Source organism: Streptomyces sp. NPDC001732, assembly GCF_053596315.1.
On sequence record NZ_JBSFFY010000034.1, the window covers coordinates 1 to 16,218 of the forward strand.

A 16,218-nucleotide genomic window follows, 5' to 3' on the forward strand; every position below is an offset into this window, starting at 1 on the left:
ACCGCATACGCACCGAAGGCATCGAGAAGAACACCCACGACAACCCCTTCGGCGCCGTCCTCTCCTTCCGCGGCACCCCCACCGACACCACCGTCGAACACACGCTCTCCGGCAAGGTCGTCGAGCTCACCGACACCTTCCCGGTCCCCGACGCCAAGGCGTTCGGGGTCGGCCAGTGGTGGACCGTGCGGGTGGACCCGGTCGCGGGCGGCGGCCGTGACGAGCGCGAGCTGCAGAAGCTGGTCGAGATCACCGAGATCGTCGACGCCGGACACATCCGGATCGGCTACCTCAACGGCTGGGAACTCGCCGCCGGACGCACCCTGACCTGGACCCGCGTCGAACCGGTCCGCAACGCCCACGTCCGCAACATGGTCTTCGAGGGCGCGGGCCACGACGAGTACACCGGCTCCCACCCGGTCAGCTTCGAGTACGCCGTCGGCTGCGACGTCTCCGGCATCCATGCCACCGGCTCCTTCTGGCCGGTCGTCATGCGCCGCTGGTGCACCCGCTTCCGCACCGAGGACTGCTCCCTGAAGAACCCGCCCACCGTCGAGTACGGCGGCGCCGGCTACCTCACCCAGCAGATCTACTGCCTGTACGGGCGGGTCGCGGACTGCACGACCAGCAATGTGCGCCACCTCAACGACCTCACCGCCTCCGCCTACTGCACCGTCGTGAACTGCCACGGCGACGGCGACGACGCGGGCGGCAACCCCTTCACCACCCACGGCCAGTACGAGCACGACCTGCTCTTCGACGGCAACTCCGGACTGATGGACATCGCCAACTCCGGTGCACAGTGGGGGATTTCCGCCAAGCGGATCACCGTGCGCCGGCACGTCTGCTCCTGGTTCACCGCCAACACCAAGGTCACCGACCTGACCCTGGAGGACGTCACGGTGATCGCCCGCCCCACCTTCGACCAGGCGGGCGCCCTCACCGTCAACGCCGACGGGGCCCAGTTGCGCGGCTGCACCGCGAAGACCTTCGCCGTCGCCCAGCGCTCCGCCCGTTCGAGCCGTCCCACCACCATCAGCGACTGCTCCTTCGAGCCGCCCGCCGGCGCCGTTCTCGTCCAGACCCCGGTCACCGCCCCCGTGCACTTCGTGCGCTGCACGTTCAAGGGGGTCGACGGCGCGATCCTGCGCGGGGCGGGGCCCGTCCACTTCACCGACTGCACGGTCACCGGCACCGAGGACGCGGCCCCCCTCTCGGTCGGATCGGCGGAGCTGTGGATCGACGGCGGCCGTTACGACAACACCGGCATCGAACTCAGCGCCGTGCGCGACCAGCGGATCACCGTCACCGGCGGCACCCGCCTCACCGGCGGCAACAAGGCCAAGGCGCTGCTCGGCCGGGCCGCCGGCGCCGGGAAGCTCACCTGGGACATCAACGGTCTCAGCAGTTCCGCCTCCGGCCCGGACACCGCCCACATCCGCATCGCCGACGGCACCAACCACTACGCGGCGACCGGCAGCCGCTTCACCGGCGGCACGCTCCACCTCGCCCCGCAGGCCCTGGACTCGGCCCTGCACACCGCGTGCGTGGAGGACGGCACGAAGCGCACCGCCATGCCGGTGAACGGTGAGAAGGCACGCACGGACGGGAACCTGACCCTGTGACCGCCACGATCCGCACCGCCACCCCGGCCGACGGCCCGGCGCTGGCCGCCCTGTGGCGGCGCTGCTTCGACGCCCCGCAGATCGCTGATCTGCACGCCCTCGACCCGGACCGCCACCGGCACACCTTCGTCGCACAGAACTCCGCGGGCGACGGGATCGACGCGGTCGTCGTCCACGTGCCGAGGCTGATCCGCGACGCGCACGGCGTCCCGCAGCGGGTCGGCGGCATCGGCAGCGTCGCGACCCGCCCCGAGGCCCGAGGCCAAGGGCTGGTGCGGCGGCTGCTGGCGGAGGCGGAACGCACCATGCGGGCCGAGGGGTGCGCCTGGTCGCTGCTGTTCACCGACACGCCCGGCGTCTACCGGGGCTCGGGCTGGCAGGAGTTCGACAGCGTGTACACCGAGGGGACGCTCGCACCGCCGTCCGCCGCGGGGACCTTCCGGGTCCGGCCGGCCACCGCGCGGGACGCCGCCGGGGTGGCCGCCCTGCACCGTGCGTACAACGGGACCAGGCCGCTCAGCTCGCTGCGGAGCGCCGAGGACTGGGCCGTGCGGGTGCCCGCCTGGTACGGCCCGGTCGAGCGGTCGCTCGTGGCCGAGGACCCCGCGTCGGGGACGCCCGTCGGCTGGATCGTGGCCCAGCACGTGGGGGAGTACGTCGAGGTACGGGAGTTCGCTGGGGCACCCGGGTGCCTGGGCGACCTGCTCGCCGCGGTGGGTGAACGGGGCCGGGCGGCGGGGCTGGACCGGACCCGGGTCAGGCTCCCCGACGAACCCGGCGTCCGGGCCGCGCTGCCGGCCCTGCTGACGGGCGCCCGGCGGGTGACGGAACGGGTGGGCATGGCACGCCCGTTGCACGCCTCCGCGGAATCCGTCCGGGCCACGGTCACGGCGCCCGGCGCGACGCACTGGTACGGCGACTGTTTCTAGGCTCTTTGGCGGAAGCGAGGACGGGCGTTCTCGGCAGCGGGGAGTGGGCGGGAGACGCCCCCGCGCGCGTGCCGGTACTCAGGCGTCCGCACCGGCTCACCGGCTGCGCTGTGCGCGGTGCGCGGCGACGCGTACGCGGGTGCCGCACCGGGGTGAGCAGTAGCGCTGCGGGGAGCGGCGGCCGGTGTCGACGAAGTAGTTGAGGCAGCCGGGCGCCGCGCACCGGCCCCAGGCGCAGTACCCGCGTTCGCTGAGCCAGAGCGCGAGGGCGAGGGCGGCCGTGGACAGGAGCCAGTGGGCCGGTTCCGCGTTGTGGGGTGCCCGGGTGTGGAGCGACCAGGGGCGTTCGGGCAGACGGACCAGACGGGGCCGGGCCGGGTACCGGTCGAGCAGGTCGTTGATCGCGTCGGCCCGTTCCATGGAGATCTTCCGGCGGATGGGCCTGGAGGCCCGGATCCGGGAGGCCGGCCTCCCGGCTTCCCAGGTCTTCTTCTACCGCGGCCGCGACCTCGTGGATCCGGACTTCGTCCGTACCGGCCTGGCGCACCAACCCCTTGAGGGCGAGGAGGAACACACTCCGTCACCGGGGCTGATCTGCTCCCAGGACGTGCTGGAGCCCGTCCTGCTGCGGCGTGCCACGGAGCAGGCCGGTTCGCGCGGGTCCGGTTCGGGACACGGCTGGTGTCCATGGCCGACGACGGCTGCGGCGTGACGGCCGTCGTGGAGGACACCGCCACCGGAATCCGGCACTCCGTGCGCGCGGACCGGGTCGTCGGCTGTGACGGCGCGGCCGGCAGGGTACGCACAGGGGCGGGAATCGCGATGGAGGGCCCCACCGGTCTGGGCCGTTACCTCAGCGTTCGCTTCGAGGCACCGCTGGGCGACGTGGTGGCCGACCGCGCGAGTGCCCCGTACTTCCTCACGGTGCCCGGACGCGGTGGCTTCATGGCCGTCGACAACGACCGGCACTGGATCTACCAGTACCCGCTGGATCCGGGGACGGAGCAACCGCAGGCCCTCCCCGGCCACGACGACCTGGTCCGGCTCATCCGCACCGCGGCGGGCGTCGAGGACCTGGACGCGACCGTGCGGGACACGATGACCTGGCGGATGGACGCCCGGCTCGCCGCCGCCTACCGCAGCTCACGCGTGCTGGTCGCGGGCGACGCGGCCCCCGCGATACCGCCGACCGGCGGGCACGGGATGAACACCGGCATCGGGGACGCGGACAACCTCGCCTGGAAGCTCGCGGCCGTCGTCGCCGGACACGCCACCGACGCCCTGCTCGACACCTACGAGGCCGAACGCCGGCCGGTCGCCCGCCAGGTCATCGACATCTCCACCGACAACGCCCGCAACCGCGCGGGCTACCGCATCGACGACGAACTCCTGCTCACCGCCGACTACCGCTCCACCGCGGTCGTCCCCGGCGCCGGAACGGCCGGGCGCACCGCGCTGGATCCCACGGGCCACCACCCGGGCCGTGCCCCCGGGCGGCGCGCACCTCACGTACGCCTCGTCGGCGGGCCGTCCGAAGTCACCTCCACCCTCGACCTCGTCGGCCCCGGCTTCACCCTCCTCACGAGGACGGACAGCCCGGCATGGCGTCAGGAGGCCGATGCCGTCCGCGGGACGGGAGTCCCGGTCGTCGTCCGCCCCCTCGAATCCGGCGCACGGCGAGAAGCCGTCCCGGGGCAGTGGGACGGACTGTGCGGCACCGGGGAACCGGACGGCGCCGTCCTCGTGCGCCCCGACGGGCATGTCGCCTGGGTCGCTCCCGGCTCCTCGCGCGGCGCCCTCGCGGAGGTCCTGCGCCGCGTCCTGTCCCGCGAGTCCCCGGGGTGAGACCGGCCCGGCCGAAGGGCCCTACGGCTTCTTGTCCGGCTCCGGCTCGTCGTACGCCGACGTCCCCGAGTCCAGCAGCGGTTCCTGGGTCTTGAGGTGCGCCGGGGCGAAGGCCCGCAGCACGTGGTAGCCGGTGATCACCACGATGGTGCCCAGGGCGATCCCGCTCAGCTCGAAGTTGTCGGTGATCTTCAGGCCGACGCCGCCGACGCCGATGATGATGCCCGCGGCGGCCGGGACCAGATTCAGCGGGTTGCGCAGGTCGACCTCGGCGTGCAGCCAGATCTGGGCGCCGAGGAGGCCGATCATGCCGTAGAGGATGACGGTGATGCCGCCGAGCACCCCGCCGGGGACCGCGGCGACGACCGCACCGAACTTGGGGCAGAGCCCGAAGAGCAGGGCGAAGCAGGCGGCGGCCCAGTACGCGGCGGTGGAGTAGACCCGGGTCGCGGCCATGACACCGATGTTCTCCGAGTACGTGGTGTTCGGCGGGCCGCCCACCGCGGTCGACAGCATCGACGCGGCGCCGTCGGCGGCGATCGCGGTGCCCAGCTTGTCGTCCAGCGAGGAGCCGGTCATCTCGCCCACGGCCTTCACGTGCCCGGCGTTCTCGGCGATCAGCGCGATGACCACCGGCAGTGCGACCAGGATCGCCGACCACTCGAAGCTCGGCGCGTGGAAGGACGGCAGCCCGATCCAGTCGGCCTTGGCGACACCCGACAGGTCGAGCCGCCAGTGGTCCACGGCCTCGGCGCCGCCCGCCGGGGAGTGGATCTTGCCGAAGACCTGGTCGAGGACCCAGGACAGGACGTATCCGAAGACCAGGCCCAGGAAGATCGCGATGCGCGAGAAGAATCCGCGCAGGCACACTACGGCCAAACCGGTGAACAGCATCACCAGCAGCGCCGTCCACTGGTCCTGCGGCCAGTACGTCGAGGCGGTCACCGGCGCCAGGTTGAAGCCGATCAGCATGACGACGGCGCCGGTGACCACCGGTGGCATGGCCGCGTGGATGATCCGGGCGCCGAACCTCTGCACCGCGAGACCGGCGAGGAGGAGCGCCACGCCGACGACGAACACCGCACCGGTGACCACGGCGCTGCTGCCGCCGCTCGCCCGGATGGTCGCCGCGACCCCGACGAAGGAGAGCGAGCAACCGAGATAGCTGGGCACCCGGCCGCGGGTGGCCAGCAGGAAGATGGCCGTCGCGACACCCGACATCATGATCGCCAGGTTCGGGTCCAGGCCCATCAGCACCGGTGCGACGAACGACGCACCGAACATCGCGACCACGTGCTGGGCCCCGAGGCCGAACGTGCGGGGCCAGGAGAGCCGTTCGTCCGGACGGACCACGGCCCCCGGCGCGGGGGTCTTCCCGTCGCCGTGCAGAGTCCAGCGCACGCCGAGGTCCATGGTCGCTCCCTGTGTGTAGACGCGGAGCCCGTCGTCCCCGCAGGGCGTGGCGCTGCCGCCGAAATGATCAGCGCCATGGTAATGCCGGATCGCGGGGGCCTCTCGGCCGGGCCGCAGGTCGGAAGCCTTTTCGGCCCCGCCCCGGCCTTCCCGGGCCTCCGCTCGGGCACGTGCCCCCGCCCTCCCGGGACCCTCGCCCGGGGCGCCGTCCGGCCGACGAGGCTCCCTGATCGTGGACGCGCCCCGGCCTTCCCCGGCCTCCTCGGGGCCGCGCCCCGGCCTTCCCGGCCCTCCGCTCGGGCACGTGCCCCGGGCGGTACGGCACCCGGCGGGGCGCGGCCCCCGGCTCAGGGGCGCTGTTCGGCCGGCGCCGTCCCCGGGGCGTCCGCGCCCGGGGACGGTGCGGCCCGGCGGTCGCCCGCCCGCAGCACCCCGGCCCCCAGCACCAGGCCGAACGCCAGCACCGTCACCAGACCGAAGGAGACGACCAGCGAGGTCGCCTCGGCCAGCGAGCCGATCGCGGACGGGGCGATGAGCCCGGAGGTGTACGTGATCGTGGCGACACCCGCGATCGCCTGGCTCGGGTTCGGGCCGCTGCGCCCCGCCGCCGCGAAGGCGAGCGGGACGACCACGGCGACCCCGAGGCCGAGGAGCCCGAAACCGCACATGGCGAGCACCGCGCCCGGCGCGGCGACCACGAGCACCCCGCCGACCGTCGCGAGAACCCCGCCGACCCGTACGGTGCGCACCGCGCCGAAGCGGTCGACGACCTTGTCACCGGCGATCCGGGCGACCGCCATGGTCAGCGCGAACGCCGTGGTGGAGGCCGCGGCGAGCCCGGCGGAGGTGTCCATGACGTCCCGGAGATAGACCGCCGACCAGTCCAGGCTGGCCCCCTCGGCGAACACCGCGCAGAAGCCCACCGCGCCGATGATCAGCGCCGACTTCGGCGGCAGGGTGAAACGTGGCGGCGGCTCCTCGTCCGGTTCGCTGCGCAGGTCCAGCACGCCCCGGCAGGCCAGCAGACCGAACGCGGTGAGCACCAGGGCGGCCAGGGCGTGGTGCAGCCGGGCGTCGGTGCCCAGGTGCGCGGCCAGCGTGCCCGCCGCCGAACCGATCAGGGCCCCCACGCTCCACATCCCGTGCAGTCCGGACATGATCGACTTGTGGAGGCGGTTCTCCACCTCGACGCCGAGGGCGTTCATCGCCACGTCCGACATGCCGGCCGTCGCCCCGTAGACGAGGAGGGCCGCGCACAGCGTCAGCAGATTGGGCGCCAGGGCGGGCAGGACCAGTGCCAGCGTCCAGAGGGCGAGCAGTCCGCGCAGCGCGGTCCGGGCGCCGAAGCGATGGCTGATCGCGCCGGCCAGCGGCATCGCGAGCGAGGCGCCGATCGCCGGGAAGGCCAGGGCCAGCCCGAGCTGCCCGGCGCTGACCCCGGCGTGGTCCTGGATCCAGGGCACCCGGGTGGCGAAGCTGCCGGTCACCGCACCGTGCACGGTGAAGACCGCGGCGACGGCGAACCTGGCCCGCCTCACCTGCTCCGTGCCGAAGACCGTCTCGGTGGAATCCGTTGTCATGCCGCCGTGCCCCTCCCCTGGGATTCTTCCGTCGCCGGTCGCCCGGCGCTCGTTGTCGGCAGTGCGGGCCGTAAACTATCAGGAACCCTGCCTGATAAATAGTCCGCCCCTGCGTCCCGGTCCGGCGGAGATCTGGAAGGATCCCGGCATGCCCGCATCACCGAGCACCGCCCGAGCCATCAACGACCGGCTCGCCCTGCGACTGCTCCAGCAGGAGGGCCCGCTGACGGCCACGCAGCTGAAGACCCTGACCGGCCTGTCCCGGCCGACCGTCGCCGACCTCGTCGAACGGCTCCGGGAGGCCGGACTGGTCGAGGTCGTCGGAGAGACCGGAGCCGACCGGCGCGGCCCCAACGCCCGGTTGTACGGGATCGTCGCCGACCGCGCCCACCTCGCCGCCCTCGACGTGCGCACCCGCGGTGTGGCCGTGGTCGTCGCCGATCTGCTGGGCACCACGCTCGCCGAGGCCACCCTGCCCGTGGACGGCGACACCGACTCCGCCGCGGAACAGGCCGCCGCCCTGCTGGAACGCACCGCGCGCGAGGCCGGCCCCGCCCCCCTGCACAGCGTCGGCATCGGCGCGCCCGGACTGATCGACCCGGTCACCGGCGAACTGCGCGACACCACCGGCCTGCCCGCCTGGCACCGACGGCTGGTGCGGGTGCTCCAGCAGCGGCTGCCCGCGACCGTGCTGGTCGAGAACGAGACCAATCTCGCCGCCGTGGCCGAACACCGCGGCGGGGCGGCCCGCGACCGCGACACCTTCGTGCTCTTCTGGCTCGGCCACGGCGTCGGCGCCGCCGTCATGCTGGACGGCAGGCTCCGCCGCGGGGTCTCCGGCGGCGCGGGCGAGATCGGCTTCATGCCGGTGCCCGGCGTGGCCGGCGCCCCCTCGGCGCTCAACTGCGAGGGCGGCTTCCACTCGCTGGTCGGCTCCGCCCCGGTCTGCGAACTGGCCGCCGCCCACGGCATCGTCGTACCGCCGGACGCGGCCGAGGGGGACAAGGAACCGGGCGCCGCGTCGGCCGTGCGGGCCGCCCTGGCGGGGGAGGGCAGGCACGAGGCGTTCCTGGACGTCCTCGCCGAACGCCTCGCGCTGGGCGCCGCCGCTGTCGCCGCGGTCCTCGACCCGGGCTGTGTGCTGCTCGCGGGCGAGGTGGGCCACGCGGGCGGCGACGCGCTCGCGGCCCGCGTCGAGGAGCGGCTGGCCCGGATGTCCCCGCTGCGCACCGAGGTCAGGGCCGGCCGGCTGGGCGGCGGTGCGGTCCTGAGGGGCGCGCTGCTCGCCGCCCGGGAGGCGGCCCAGGACGAACTGTTCGCCCCCGCGGGCTGAATCGCCCGCCGGGCAGCCCCCGGAACGCGGGCGAGCCCGGCGGCGACCGGGGGCGATCCGGTCACCGCCGGGCGGTTCGGGGGAGGGTCAGCAGACGCCGAGGTCCTGCCAGACACCCCATTCCCCGGTGGAGCCGGGCGTCTCGCCCTTCGTCCACCACCGGGCCTTCCACCGGTGCGAGCCGTGGCCGACCGTCGCACCGGCGCCGTACTCGGAGGTCGCGCTCCAGGCGGGCGCGGTGCAGCTGCCACCGCCGGGGGTCGGGGTGGTCGACGGGCCGGGCGTGGGGGTGGTGCCCGTGCCCGGCTCGACGACGGTGGTCCCGCGCGCCAGGTCGGCGGCCAGGGCGTACGACTTCCCGCCGAAGGTCACCGTCCAGTTCGACGGCGTGGAGGTGGGCAGGTAGTACACGAAGTCCACCTGCACCGAGGCGCCGGGAGCCAGGCTCTGCCAGCCCGGCAGCTTCAGCGAGACGCGGTTGTAGTCGCCCTTCAGACCGCCGACGTTGCCGGCGGCGGTGTGGTCGCTGCGCACGATCGTGGTGCCGAAGCCGGACTGGTCCTTGGCGTTGCCGGGCGCCGAGGTCGCGTAGTCGAACCGGAACTCCGTGCCGCCCGGCAGGGTGGTCCCGGTGTTGTTGGTGATCGTCAGCTTGGGGCTGATCGGGTAGTTGGAGTCACCGAGCGGGAACTGGCCGAAGGACACGTCGATGTCGAGCGCCTCGGTGGGCAGGTCGACGGTGGAGCGCTTCGCGCCGTACGGGGCGGCCGACTTGAACGCGTCGTACATCGTCGAGGTGAGCGTGGAGCCCGGCTCGTACTGCCCCTTGGCGGCGTTCCAGTCGTAGTCGCCCGCGAGCTCCCAGACCATGGTGCCGCCGATGCCCTTGTCGACCACGTAGTCCGCCTTCGCGGCGACCGACTGCTCGTCCTCGGTGGACAGGAAGACCTTCTTCTCGGCGTTCCACAGCCAGGGTGCGACCAGCGTCGAGTCGTACTTGCGGGCATAGGTGCCGGTCAGCCTGGTGTCGGCGGGGAAGCCGTAGTCGGTGACGTAGTCGCCGACGACGCCCTTCTCCAGGTTCTTCGCGTGCCACATGGGGTTGGAACCGGCGGGCGACTCCTTGCCGTCGGTGTCCAGGTCGTGCCAGAGGTTGTCGATGCCGACGGCGCCGTCACCGCACTTGGTCAGCCCCGCCCCGGCCGGGCAGTCGGTGGTGGCGGCCCTGCCCCACAGCCCGTCCGTGCCGCCCTGCACGTTCTTGAAACCGCGGGTGTAGTACGGCAGGCCGATGTTGATCCGGCCGGCCGGCATCGAACCGCGGAAGTAGTGGTACGCCCAGTCGGTGTTGAGGTAGCCCGTGCCGCCGTACTGGGAGGTCGAGTAGACGCTCGCCTGGGCGAGTTCGGCGTCCTTGCCGTCGTCGTACAGCGCGGCGTTCGGACCGACGTACTCGTTCCAGGCGCCGTGCAGGTCGTACGACATGATGTTGACGTAGTCCAGGTACTTCTGGACCTGGAAGGTCTCCATGCCGCGCAGCAGATAGCCCGACGAGGGGGCGGCCACGCTCAGCAGGTAGTGGGTGCCGTCGGCGGCGGACGCGCGGTCGAGCTTCTCGCGCAGGGTCTTCATCAGCGCGGCGTAGCCCTTGACCAGGCCGGCCCGGCGGGCGTTGGACAGCGCCCAGTCCAGCGGGTTGCCCGCGTCCTTCATGGTCGTCGGGTACTCGTAGTCGATGTCGACGCCGTTGAAGCCGTACTTCCGGACGAAGTCGACGGCCGAGTCCGCGAAGGTGTCGATGCCGGCCTGGTTGACCGAGCCGTCGGCGTTGGTCGCCATCGAGTAGAAGCCGCCGGAGTCCACCCGCCTGCCGTCGGCGTCGAAGTAGCCGCCGGTCTCGGCCCAGCCGCCCACCGACACCATGGTCTTCACGTTCGGGTGCTTCTTCTTGAACTTGGTGAGCAGGTTGAAATGGCCCTTGTAGGGGAGTGCGGGGTCCATCTCGGCGCCGGTGACACCCGGCCAGGTCATGCCGGTCGAGGCGTTGTCCGGGCCGTCGGCGCCCACGGAGAGCCGGTTGCCGCCGTCGACGTGGGCGAAGGCGTAATTCAGATGGGTGACTTTGTCCCAGGGGATGTCGGGGACGAGGTAGGCGGGCCTGCCGTCCTTCCCGGTACGCCAGTTCGTGAAGTATCCGATGACCCGCCGCTGATGGTCGGCGCCCATCTTCTCGCGGCCCTCGGTGTCGTAGACGGAGCAGTAGGGGACCGCGACGCCGGGGGTCTCGTAGAGCCCGTCGGGGCGACAGGACTCCTGGTCGGCGGCGGCCGACGGGGTGGCGGCGAGCGAACCCAGCAGCAGCGCGGCGACGGTGGCACCGGCCGCGAGCAGGGTGGCTCTCGCACGGGTGGGGGACAGCACGTTCGGTTCCTCTCGGGGAGGTTCGGCAAAAACGCAACTGGCAAGGGGGTGGGGCGTGTTGATGTCCCGGGTGTGCGCACACCGCGGAACGGCTCCTCGGAGGTGACGCAGAGATTAAGAGGACTAGACCAATGAGTCAATAGGTCTGGACCTTCAGGGGATGGCTGTCCGGCTGCGCCCCGCCGCGCGCCCCCTTGTGAGCCAGTGCACAGCCGCTCACCCGCATGGCCCACCGGCGGGCGTGGCACACTGATCGTGTACCAGCAGCAGCGCACTCCGGGGTCGGTGAAATTCCGAGCCGGCGGTTAAAGTCCGCGACCCGTCCGCATCCAGCGGCCGGTTGACCAGGTGAAATTCCTGGACCGACGGTTAAAGTCCGGATGGGAGGCAGTGCGCGGCGGGCCGTTTCACGGGTACGCCGCCGTCGGCGGATGGTTTCGGGCGACCGATCCGTCCGTTCTTCCGGCAATTCGGCGTCCCCCTGCAGCGTCCCGCTCTTCTGTCGTCGTCGACAGCCCCGGAGTCCGTGCCCGAAGAGGCAGGAGGACCCGGTGGACACCGCAGCCGACATCGCCGCCATGCGCCGAGCGATCGAGCTCGCCGCCCGCGGCCTCGGCTCCACCAGCCCCAACCCCGTCGTCGGCTGCGTCGTCCTCGACGCCACCGGCCGCCGGGCCGGAGAGGGCTTCCACCAGCGGGCCGGCGGCCCGCACGCCGAGGTCCACGCCCTGCGCGCAGCGGGCGACCGGGCCCGCGGCGGCACCGCCTACGTCACCCTCGAACCCTGCAACCACACCGGCCGCACCGGACCCTGCGCCCAGGCGCTGATCGAGGCCGGCGTCGCCCGGGTCGTCTACGCGGTCGGCGACCCGAACCCGCAGGCCACCGGCGGTGCGGACACCCTGCGCGCGGCCGGGGTCGAGGCCGAGCGAGGACTCCTCGCCGCCGAGGCCGAAGCGGGCAACACGGCCTGGCTGACCTCGGTGCGGCTCGGCCGCCCGTACGTCCTGTGGAAGTACGCGGCGAGCCTCGACGGCCGGATCGCGGCCGCCGACGCCACCAGCCGCTGGATCACCTCCGCCGAGTCCCGCGCCGACGTCCACCGGCTGCGCGCCGAGGCCGACGCCGTCGTGGTCGGCTCCGGCACCGCCCGCATCGACGACCCGCAGCTCGGCGTCCGGGGCATCGACGGCGCCGTACAGCCCCTGCGGGTGGTCGTGGACACCACCGCCACCGCCGTGCGCCCCGGCGCCCGCGTCCTCGACGAGGGCGCGCCCACCCTGATCGCCGTCGCCGACGACGCCGACGCCCGCCACCTCCCCGAAGGGGCCGTACTGCGGCTGCCGCGCGCCGCCACCGGACGCGGCCTCGACGTCCCCGCCCTGCTCGACGCCCTGCACGGGCGCGGCATCCGCTCCGTACTCCTCGAAGGCGGCCCGACCCTGGCCGGGGCCTTCGTCGCCGCGGGAACGGTCGACAAGGTCGTCGGCTACCTCGCCCCCGTGCTGCTCGGCGCCGGCCCCGCGGCCCTCGCCGACGCCGGAATCTCCACCATCGCCGAGGCGTTGCGCCTCGATGTGACCGAGACCGTCCGCATCGGCCCCGATCTGCGCATCACCGCCGTCCCCGGCACCGACCGGAAGGAAAACTGAGTGTTCACCGGAATTGTCGAAGAACTGGGCGAGGTCACCGCCGTCGAGAAGCTCGACGACGCCTCCCGCTTCCGCCTGCGCGGCCGAGTGGTCACCGAAGGCGCCAAGCACGGCGACTCCATCGCCGTCAACGGCGTCTGCCTCACCGTCGTCGGCCTCGGCGACGGCGAGTTCACCGCCGACGTGATGGCCGAGACCCTGAACCGGTCCAGCCTCGGCGCCCTGGACACGGGCTCCCGGGTCAACCTGGAACGCCCCATGGCGGTCGGCGGCCGGCTCGGCGGCCACATCGTCCAGGGCCACGTCGACGGCACCGGCCGCATCGTCGAGCGCAGGATCTCCGAGAACTGGGAGCTCGTGAAGGTCTCCCTCCCCGAGCACCTGAGCCGCTACGTGGTCGAGAAGGGGTCGATCACCGTAGACGGCGTCAGCCTCACCGTCGTCGACGCCGGACCCGACTACTTCACCATCAGCCTCATCCCCACCACCCTCGCCCTGACCACGCTCGGCATCAAGGAGCCCGGCGACCCGGTCAACCTGGAGGTGGACGTCATCGCGAAGTACGTCGAGCGGCTGCTCGGCCACACCGCGCAGGAACCCGAGGAGCCGGTGAAGTGACCGCCCTGAACTGGCTGAACTCGGAGGCGTTCACCGTCCTCGGGCAGCACATCATCTGGTCCGACATGATCGGCAACACGGTCGGTCTGATCGCCCTGACCCTGGGCTGGCTCCGCTCGGTCTGGACCTGGCCCGCCCAGCTCCTGTCCGGCGTCGTCCTCGTCGCGGCCAACGCCTCCGTGCACCAGGCGGGCAGCGTCGGCAAGCAGCTCGTCGTCATCGCGGTGGCCGTCTGGGGCTGGCAGCAGTGGACCCGGGGCAGGCAGCAGGCCCAGGACGGCTCCATCGCCGTACGGTTCGCCACCTGGCGAGAGCGCGGGTACCTGCTGGGCGGCGCCGCCCTCGGCACCCTCGCGGTCGGCGGTCTGTTCACCGCGTTCCCCTCGCTGTCCTGGAGCCCGTGGGCGGACGCGTACATCTTCGCGGGCACCCTCGTCGCGATGCTCGCCCAGGCCCGCGGCATGGTCGAGTTCTGGTTCGCCTGGCTGCTGGTCGACCTGGTCGGCGTACCGCTGAACTTCCACAGCGGCCTCGCCTTCTCCGGTCTCATCTACGTCGTGTACGGCGCCCTCGTCCTGTGGGGCATGCGCGACTGGTGGCTGCGTTCGCGGACACCCGCTCTGGAAGGAGCCACGGCATGACTGCCCAGCCCACCTGGCTGCACCGGGACCACGGAAGGGACCTGGAGGACCTCTCGCTCGACCCCGTCGAGCAGGCGATCCGCGACATCGCCGCCGGCCGGCCCGTCGTGGTCGTCGACGACGAGGACCGGGAGAACGAGGGCGACCTCGTCGTCGCCGCCGAGAAGGCCACCCCCGAGATCGTCGCCTTCATGATGAGCGAGTGCCGCGGCCTGATCTGCGCCCCCATGGAGAACGACGAGCTGGAACGGCTCGAACTCCCGCAGATGGTCGGCCGCAACACCGAGTCGATGCGGACCGCGTTCACCGTCTCCGTCGACGCCTCGGCGGCCCACGGCGTGACCACCGGCATTTCCGCCGCCGACCGGGCCACCACCCTCCGGCTGCTGGCGGGCGGCGAGGCGGGCCCCGCCGACTTCGTACGGCCCGGCCACGTCTTCCCGCTCCGCGCCCGCTCCGGCGGCGTACTGGTCCGCAACGGCCACACCGAGGCCGCCGTCGACCTCGCCCGGCTCGCCGGACTGCGGCCCGCCGGCGCCATCGTCGAGATCGCCGGCGAGGACGGCGTGATGCTGCGGCTGCCGCAGCTGATCCCGTTCGCCCGCAAGCACGGCCTCACGATCATCTCCATCGAGGACCTGATCGCCTACCGCCGCAGCTCGGAGCCGACGGTGCGCCGCGAGGCCGAGGTACGGCTGCCGACCGGCTTCGGCCCGTTCACCGCCTACGGCTACCGCTCCACGACCGACGGCGTCGAGCACGTCGCGCTCGTCCACGGCGACCTCGGCGACGGCGACGACATCCTGGTCCGGGTCCACTCCGAGTGCCTGACCGGCGACATCTTCCAGTCCCAGCGCTGCGACTGCGGCCCCCAGCTGCACGCGTCCATGCGCCGGATCACCGAGGAGGGCCGCGGCGTCGTCGTCTACCTGCGCGGCCACGAGGGCCGGGGCATCGGACTGCTGTCCAAGCTGCGCGCCTACGAACTCCAGGAACGCGGCGTCGACACCCTCGACGCCAACCTGGAACTCGGCCTGCCCGCCGACGCCCGCGACTACGCCGCAGGCGCCCAGATCCTCAAGGACCTCGGCGTCCGCAGCCTCAGACTGATGACCAACAACCCCGACAAGACGGCCGCCGTCCTGCGACACGGACTGGCCGTCACCGGCCGCGAGCCGATGCCCGTCCAGGCGGGCGAGCACAATCTGCGCTACCTGCGCACCAAGCGCGACCGCATGGGGCACGACCTGCCCTGGCTCGACACCGCCACGGCGTCGACCTGCGGCAACCAGTGACGATCACGGAAACGAGCGACAGGAGAGACATGAGCGGCAAGGGCGCACCCGAACTGTCCGTACGCAACTGCGGCGACCTGCGCGTGGCGGTCGTCGCCGCGCAGTGGCACGAGAAGGTCATGGACGGACTCGTCGACGGCGCGCTGCGCGCCCTGCACGACCTCGGCATCGACGAGCCGACCCTGCTCCGGGTCCCCGGCAGCTTCGAGCTCCCGGTCGTGGCCAAGGTCCTCGCGGGCCGCGGCTACGACGCGGTCGTCGCCCTCGGCGTCATCATCCGCGGCGGCACCCCGCACTTCGAGTACGTCTCCCAGGGCGTCACCAACGGCCTCACCCAGGTCGCCGTCGACACCGGGGTCCCCGTCGGCTTCGGGGTGCTCACCTGCGACACCGAGGAGCAGGCGCTCGACCGGGCCGGCCTCGAAGGGTCCAACGAGGACAAGGGGCACGAAGCGGTCACCGCGGCCGTCGCCACCGCCGCCACGCTGCGCACCGTCAGCGAGCCCTGGCGCTGAGTGGGGCGTGTGGACCCCGTAGGCTAAGAACCATCATGGCGAACAAAACCTTCGAAGAGCTCTTCGCCGAGCTGCAGCTCAAGGCCGCCAACGGCGACCCCTCCACCTCCCGCACCGCCGAACTGGTGGGCAAGGGCGTCCATGCCATCGGCAAGAAGGTCGTCGAGGAGGCCGCCGAAGTCTGGATGGCCGCCGAACACGAGAGCAAGGACGCCGCCGCCGAGGAGATCTCCCAGCTGCTGTACCACGTCCAGGTGATGATGGTCGCCCGCGGGATCTCGCTCGACGACGTCTACGCCCACCTCTGAGCAGGACCCCGCACCACCCCGTCCCCATCGCACATCGCACGCC

The 16,218-nt window shown here is 72.6% G+C and carries 15 protein-coding genes and 1 riboswitch; of the genes, 11 read left to right on the plus strand and 4 right to left on the minus strand.

Annotated features, from left to right (window positions below; translation table 11 throughout):
- Both ACWCXX_RS26570 and ACWCXX_RS26575 read left to right on the plus strand, forming a co-directional pair.
- Positions 1-1,625: peptidase C14 (locus tag ACWCXX_RS26570; RefSeq protein WP_451131407.1), on the plus strand; the 1,625-nt coding region annotated here is incomplete at its 5' end.
- Positions 1,622-2,554, plus strand: coding sequence for a GNAT family N-acetyltransferase (locus ACWCXX_RS26575; protein WP_451131409.1), 933 nt, complete (start codon positions 1,622-1,624; stop codon positions 2,552-2,554). The genes ACWCXX_RS26570 and ACWCXX_RS26575, both read left to right, overlap by 4 nt.
- A 96-nt stretch (positions 2,555-2,650) precedes the next feature.
- Here the strand turns inward: ACWCXX_RS26575 and ACWCXX_RS26580 are convergent, their stop codons facing one another.
- Entirely contained in the window at positions 2,651-2,974 is a 324-nt protein-coding gene (locus ACWCXX_RS26580; protein WP_451131411.1) for a CGNR zinc finger domain-containing protein, read from the minus strand.
- Here ACWCXX_RS26580 and ACWCXX_RS26585 point away from each other — a divergent pair.
- Together ACWCXX_RS26585 and ACWCXX_RS26590 are read left to right on the plus strand one after the other, a co-directional pair.
- Positions 2,973-3,266, plus strand: coding sequence for a hypothetical protein (locus ACWCXX_RS26585; RefSeq protein WP_451131413.1), 294 nt, complete (start codon positions 2,973-2,975; stop codon positions 3,264-3,266). The two genes, ACWCXX_RS26580 and ACWCXX_RS26585, sit on opposite strands and share 2 nt — an antisense overlap.
- Positions 3,242-4,399 (plus strand): FAD-dependent monooxygenase, encoded by a 1,158-nt coding sequence (locus ACWCXX_RS26590; protein ID WP_451131534.1) that lies wholly within the window; start codon positions 3,242-3,244, stop codon positions 4,397-4,399. Before ACWCXX_RS26585 ends, ACWCXX_RS26590 begins: the two co-directional genes overlap by 25 nt.
- A gap of 21 nt (positions 4,400-4,420) precedes the next feature.
- On the opposite strand, the gene ACWCXX_RS26595 is transcribed toward ACWCXX_RS26590, so the two are convergent.
- Complete coding sequence (locus tag ACWCXX_RS26595) at positions 4,421-5,812, minus strand: uracil-xanthine permease family protein (RefSeq protein WP_451131415.1); 1,392 nt, start codon at positions 5,810-5,812, stop codon at positions 4,421-4,423.
- A 347-nt stretch (positions 5,813-6,159) separates the two neighbouring features.
- Entirely contained in the window at positions 6,160-7,392 is a 1,233-nt protein-coding gene (locus ACWCXX_RS26600; RefSeq protein WP_451131417.1) for an MFS transporter, read from the minus strand.
- Positions 7,393-7,540: 148 nt separating this feature from the next.
- Here ACWCXX_RS26600 and ACWCXX_RS26605 point away from each other — a divergent pair, with 148 nt between their 5' ends.
- A complete protein-coding gene (locus tag ACWCXX_RS26605; RefSeq protein ID WP_451131419.1) occupies positions 7,541-8,725 on the plus strand; it encodes an ROK family transcriptional regulator in 1,185 nt (394 codons plus the stop codon).
- A gap of 87 nt (positions 8,726-8,812) precedes the next feature.
- Here ACWCXX_RS26605 and ACWCXX_RS26610 read toward each other — a convergent pair whose 3' ends face one another.
- Positions 8,813-11,146, minus strand: a complete 2,334-nt coding sequence (locus tag ACWCXX_RS26610) for a chitinase C-terminal domain-containing protein (RefSeq protein ID WP_451131421.1) — start codon at positions 11,144-11,146, stop codon at positions 8,813-8,815.
- 267 nt (positions 11,147-11,413) lie between these two features.
- Positions 11,414-11,544: riboswitch (FMN riboswitch) on the plus strand.
- Positions 11,545-11,697: 153 nt separating this feature from the next.
- Between ACWCXX_RS26610 and ribD the strand changes: the two genes are divergently transcribed.
- From ribD to ACWCXX_RS26640, 6 genes are read left to right on the plus strand one after another with little or no spacing between them, the layout of a single operon-like run.
- On the plus strand, positions 11,698-12,798 hold the full coding sequence (gene ribD / locus ACWCXX_RS26615; protein ID WP_451131423.1) for a bifunctional diaminohydroxyphosphoribosylaminopyrimidine deaminase/5-amino-6-(5-phosphoribosylamino)uracil reductase RibD: 1,101 nt from the start codon (positions 11,698-11,700) through the stop codon (positions 12,796-12,798).
- Positions 12,799-13,416: a riboflavin synthase gene (locus ACWCXX_RS26620; protein WP_451131425.1), complete on the plus strand. Its 618-nt coding sequence runs from the start codon at positions 12,799-12,801 to the stop codon at positions 13,414-13,416.
- A complete protein-coding gene (locus ACWCXX_RS26625; protein WP_451131427.1) occupies positions 13,413-14,057 on the plus strand; it encodes a nicotinamide mononucleotide transporter family protein in 645 nt (214 codons plus the stop codon). The genes ACWCXX_RS26620 and ACWCXX_RS26625 overlap by 4 nt, the downstream gene beginning before the upstream one ends.
- On the plus strand, positions 14,054-15,352 hold the full coding sequence (locus ACWCXX_RS26630; RefSeq protein ID WP_451131428.1) for a bifunctional 3,4-dihydroxy-2-butanone-4-phosphate synthase/GTP cyclohydrolase II: 1,299 nt from the start codon (positions 14,054-14,056) through the stop codon (positions 15,350-15,352). Before ACWCXX_RS26625 ends, ACWCXX_RS26630 begins: the two co-directional genes overlap by 4 nt.
- A 29-nt stretch (positions 15,353-15,381) precedes the next feature.
- Positions 15,382-15,867, plus strand: coding sequence for a 6,7-dimethyl-8-ribityllumazine synthase (ribH, locus tag ACWCXX_RS26635; RefSeq protein WP_451131430.1), 486 nt, complete (start codon positions 15,382-15,384; stop codon positions 15,865-15,867).
- Positions 15,868-15,902: 35 nt separating this feature from the next.
- Positions 15,903-16,175: a phosphoribosyl-ATP diphosphatase gene (locus ACWCXX_RS26640; protein WP_148833253.1), complete on the plus strand. Its 273-nt coding sequence runs from the start codon at positions 15,903-15,905 to the stop codon at positions 16,173-16,175.
- Positions 16,176-16,218: the final 43 nt, after the last annotated feature.

What these genes read in the sequence shown, in the direction of transcription:
- ACWCXX_RS26630 (WP_451131428.1), top strand. Translation starts at nt 14,054, where the DNA reads ATGACTGCCCAGCCCACCTGGCTGCACCGGGACCACGGAAGGGACCTG.
- ACWCXX_RS26605 (WP_451131419.1), top strand. Translation starts at nt 7,541, where the DNA reads ATGCCCGCATCACCGAGCACCGCCCGAGCCATCAACGACCGGCTCGCC.
- ACWCXX_RS26590 (WP_451131534.1), top strand. Translation starts at nt 3,242, where the DNA reads ATGGCCGACGACGGCTGCGGCGTGACGGCCGTCGTGGAGGACACCGCC.
- ribH (WP_451131430.1), top strand. Translation starts at nt 15,382, where the DNA reads ATGAGCGGCAAGGGCGCACCCGAACTGTCCGTACGCAACTGCGGCGAC.
- ACWCXX_RS26595 (WP_451131415.1), bottom strand. Translation starts at nt 5,812, where the DNA reads ATGGACCTCGGCGTGCGCTGGACTCTGCACGGCGACGGGAAGACCCCC.
- ACWCXX_RS26585 (WP_451131413.1), top strand. Translation starts at nt 2,973, where the DNA reads ATGGAGATCTTCCGGCGGATGGGCCTGGAGGCCCGGATCCGGGAGGCC.
- ACWCXX_RS26580 (WP_451131411.1), bottom strand. Translation starts at nt 2,974, where the DNA reads ATGGAACGGGCCGACGCGATCAACGACCTGCTCGACCGGTACCCGGCC.
- ACWCXX_RS26640 (WP_148833253.1), top strand. Translation starts at nt 15,903, where the DNA reads ATGGCGAACAAAACCTTCGAAGAGCTCTTCGCCGAGCTGCAGCTCAAG.
- ACWCXX_RS26600 (WP_451131417.1), bottom strand. Translation starts at nt 7,392, where the DNA reads ATGACAACGGATTCCACCGAGACGGTCTTCGGCACGGAGCAGGTGAGG.